The 242-nt window shown below is 56.6% G+C and carries 1 protein-coding gene; it reads left to right on the top strand.

From position 1 onward, the window contains the following. On the top strand, nt 1–242 hold a 242-nt coding region (locus FNJ47_RS48640; protein ID WP_163163795.1), incomplete at both ends, for a transposase.

The following is a 242-nucleotide window of genomic DNA, read 5'->3' as shown; positions in this document are numbered from 1 at the left end:
CAATCTCCCTGCGGCGACGGATCTGCGCACACTAGCCGCCACCATCAAGGCAAGATGGATTTGTGAGCAGGCGCATCAGCAGTTGAAGGAGGAACTCGGACTTGATCACTTCGAGGGGCGATCATGGCAAGGTCTTCATCGTCACACCCTGATGACTATGATTGCTTACGCCTTCCTGCAACACCGTCGCCTCGCACACGCGGCGCGGAAAAAAAAGAATCAACGGGCCTCCGCCTCAACCA

The sequence above is a fragment of the Bradyrhizobium uaiense genome (genome assembly GCF_010811875.1).
Classification (GTDB): domain Bacteria; phylum Pseudomonadota; class Alphaproteobacteria; order Rhizobiales; family Xanthobacteraceae; genus Bradyrhizobium; species Bradyrhizobium uaiense.
Note: the sequence above shows the minus strand (reverse complement) of the source record. Positions and strands in the feature narration are given on the sequence as shown.